1 protein-coding gene is annotated in these 4,032 nt (G+C 60.5%); it reads left to right on the top strand.

Annotation, left to right across the window (positions count from 1 at the left end; genetic code table 11):
* Positions 1–4,032 (top strand): non-ribosomal peptide synthetase (locus XALGPE39_RS15930; RefSeq protein WP_161795319.1); only part of this gene is annotated, 4,032 nt, incomplete at both ends.

The following is a 4,032-nucleotide window of genomic DNA, read 5'->3' as shown; positions in this document are numbered from 1 at the left end:
TGCGCGAGTGTGTGGTGGTGGCGCTGGAAGATGCCACGGGCAGCGACAAGCGATTGGTGGCGTATTGGGTTGCGACGCAGGATGCGACGCACGAGTCCCTTGGCGTGGAAAACTTGCGCAGTTGGCTCTCGGACACGTTGCCGGATTACATGGTGCCGGCGGCTTATGTGCAGTTGGATCGCCTGCCGCTGACCCCGAACGGCAAGCTGGATCGCAAGGCATTGCCCGCGCCGGATGCGACAGCCTATGCCGCACCTGCGTATGAAGCACCGCAGGGTGAGGTGGAACACACCATTGCCGCGATCTGGCGTGATCTGCTGGGTCTGGAAAGTATCGGACGCCACGACAACTTCTTCGCGCTCGGTGGACATTCGTTGTTGGCGGTGACGCTGAGCGAGCGGATGCGCCAGCAGGGTTTACAGGCCGATTTGCGCACACTGTTCACCACTCCGACGCTTATGGCACTGGCTGCGGCGAGCGGCCGCGTGTCAGTCAGCGTGCCGCCCAATCGCATTGGGCCAGACAGCGTAGCGATCACGCCTGAGATGTTGCCGCTGGTAGCACTCACTCAGGAGCAGATCGATCGCATCGTTGCGATGACCCCAGGCGGTTCGGCCAATATCCAGGACATCTATCCGCTGGCCCCGTTGCAAGAAGGCATTTTCTTCCATCATCTGATGCAACAACAAGGTGATGCCTATCTGCTGCCAAACTTGATCGCGTTCGATAGCCGTTCGCGTTTGGATAGGTTTGTCGATGCGCTGCAGCGTGTCATTGATCGTCACGACATCCTGCGCACGGCGATCGCCTGGGAAGGGCTTGCCGCACCGGTCCAGGTCGTGTGGCGGCATGCGCCGCTGCCGATCGAGGAGGTGTGTCTGGATGATGCCGAAGGTGATGCGGCGGCACAGCTGCAATCGCGCTTCGATCCACGGCATTGGCGCATGGATATGCGTCAGGCGCCGCTGATGCGTGGTTTTACGATGCAAGATTCGAGCAGTGGCCGCTGGCTGCTGCAGTTGCTCAGTCACCATGCTGCCTTGGATCACACGACATTGGAGATCGTGTTAGAGGAGGTCAGTTGCCACTTATGTGGTGAAGCTGACACCTTGCCAGCCCCGCTTCCGTTCCGCAATTTTGTGGCGCAGGCGCTGCTGGGCGTGAGTCGCGAGGAGCACGAGGCGTATTTCCGGACGATGCTCGCCGATGTAGATGAGCCCTGTGCCCCGTTCGGTCTGGTTGACGGACAGGGTGATGGATCCGACGTGGACGAGGTGCGCGTCAATCTGCAGGAGCCACTATCGGCATTGCTGCGCAGCCAGGCACGGACGCTCGGCGTGAGCACGGCCAGTCTGTTCCATCTGGCCTGGGCGCAGGTGGTGGCACGCACAACGCCCCATGAGCGTGTTGTATTCGGAACCGTGCTGTTTGGCCGCATGCAGGGTGGAGTGGGAGCCGACCGTGCCCTTGGCATGTTCATCAATACCTTGCCGCTGCGGATCGAGATTGACGGGTCCAGTGTGGTAGAGAGTGTGCATCTTATGCAGCAACGTCTTGCAGAGCTCTTGCGGCACGAGCATGCGTCGTTGTCGTTGGTGCAGCGGTGCAGCGGTGTTCCAGCACCTGCACCGTTGTTTACCTCGCTGCTCAACTACCGGCATCGGATTCAAGCAGAAGGTGCTGCCGAGGCAATGGCGTGGGAGGGAATCGAAACCATGCTAGCGTATGGGCGCACGACTTATCCGCTCATGGTTGCTATCGACGATGCGGGGTCGGGATTTGCGCTGACGGTGCAGGCGCAGCGGCCACTCGTTGCGGAACGGATATGCGCGTTTCTAGTGAAGGCGCTGGAAAGGCTTGCCGATGCACTTGCACATGCACCACAGACAGCAGTGCGCAATCTCGATGTTCTACCTGAGGCCGAAAGGCAGCAGGTCTTGATGCAGTGGAATGCAACGACAGCGGATTATCCACGCGATGCGTGTGTACACGAATTGTTCGAAGTACAGGTAGCGCGTGATCCATCGGCCATCGCGCTGGTGCAGGGTAATGAGTCACTCACGTATGGCGAGTTGAATGCACAGGCCAACCGTCTGGCGCATTACCTGTGCGAATTAGGCGTGCGTGCAGACGACCGAGTGGCGATTTGCCTGGAACGCGGCACCGCCGCCATTGTCGCCATGCTCGGTGTTCTCAAATCCGGCGCAGCCTATGTTCCGCTCGATCCGACATCGCCTGGCAAGCGTTTGCTCGCATTGCTGGACGACTGCCGCGCCAGCGTCGTCATCGTCGATCAGTCGTTGCCGACGACATCGCGCGATGGATTGACGCTGCCGACAATCAGCCTAACCGATCTCGCGCTCATCCAGCGTGCCACGCACAATCCCGATATCGCGGGGTTGCAGCGGCAGCATCTGGCCTATGTGATGTACACCTCCGGTTCCACCGGCCAGCCCAAGGCGACAATGATCACCCACCAGGGGCTGGTCGCTTACGCTGCGGCACTGAGCGAACGCTGCGCCTTGCAGCCAGGCGATACCTCGCTGGTCTTTACTTCGTTGCACTTCGATTTGGCTCTGACCGGGATTTATCCGCCGTTGCTGTGCGGCGGTACCGTGCAATTGTGCGCACATGACAGTACACCGGCAGATTGGGCGCATGCACTGCGGCAAGGGCGCGCCATTGCTCCACTCAAGCTCACTCCCTCTCATCTGATGCTGTTGCAGCAGGAACTTGGCGATACCCTGCTGGACGGATGCGTGAGAGTGCTGGTGCTCGGCGGCGAAGCACCGTCTGTCGATGCTGTGCGCTGGTGGCGGGAGCGCTCGCCAAGCACGCAGATCTTCAACCACTACGGCCCGACTGAAACCACAGTGGGTTGTCTCATGCACGCGCTGTGTGGCGATGAAGACCGCATTCCTCTCGGGCTTCCGCTTGCTGGTGTGCGAGTTTACGTGCTCGATGTGCGCGGACAGCTTTGCCCACATGGCGTACCGGGTGAACTGTATATCGCTGGTCATGGTTTGGCGCGTGGCTATCTTGGCCGTGCGGATCTGACGGCCGAACGTTTCGTGCCTGATCCGTTCGCTCAACAGCCTGGTCAACGCATGTACAGCAGTGGCGATTTGGTGCGCTGGCGCGCCGACAGCACGCTGGAGTTCCTCGGTCGCAATGACGATCAAATTAAGCTGCGCGGTTTCCGTATCGAGCTCGGAGAAATCCAGGCTGCCTTGCGTGCTTGCGACGGCGTGCGTGATGCAGTGGTCATCGCTCGTCAGTACAGCGCTGGCGAGTTGCGTCTGGTCGCCTATGTGGTGGGTGATGTTGACGGCATCGAGCTTAATCCCGAAGCAGTGCGTACACAGCTTGGTGCGCGCTTGCCGGATTACATGGTTCCCAGCGCATACGTACATCTAGATGACTTGCCGCTGACCCCGAACGGCAAGCTGGATCGGAAGGCATTACCCGCACCGGATGCCGCAGCCTATGCGGCGTGTGCGTATGAGGCACCGCAGGGCACGATTGAACAAACCATCGCCGCGATCTGGTGCGATCTATTGGGTCTAGAGAGCATCGGGCGGCGCGACAACTTCTTCGCGCTCGGTGGACATTCGTTGCTGGCGGTGCGGGTTGCTTCGCGTTTGCGCAAGGAATTGGGTGTCGAGATTGGCGTGGCCGAGTTGTTTGCGCATGCGACGTTGCAAGACCTTGCCGCTTGTGTGGCGTCCTCGTCCAGCGCGATCTTGCCGCCGATCCTGCCACTGGAGACAGATGCACCGCGCGTTCTATCGTTTGCGCAGCAACGGCTCTGGTTCCTGTCGCAGTTCGAGGGCGTTAGCCAGGCGTATCACGTCAGCGGCGGCCTGCGCTTGCGTGGGGCATTGGATACGCAGGCGTTGCAGCGTGCATTGGACCGCATCGTGGCCCGGCATGCGTCGCTGCGCACGACCTTCGCGCTGGTCGATGGGCAGACGTTGCAGCACATTTCTGCTGAGGACATTGGCTTCCATCGGATCGATCACGATCTGCGCG

It is taken from the genome of Xanthomonas sp. GPE 39, assembly GCF_000963005.1.
In the GTDB taxonomy this organism is placed as follows: domain Bacteria; phylum Pseudomonadota; class Gammaproteobacteria; order Xanthomonadales; family Xanthomonadaceae; genus Xanthomonas_A.
The sequence above is the reverse complement of the archived record's forward strand: the minus strand, read 5'-3'. Positions and strand labels throughout refer to the sequence as shown.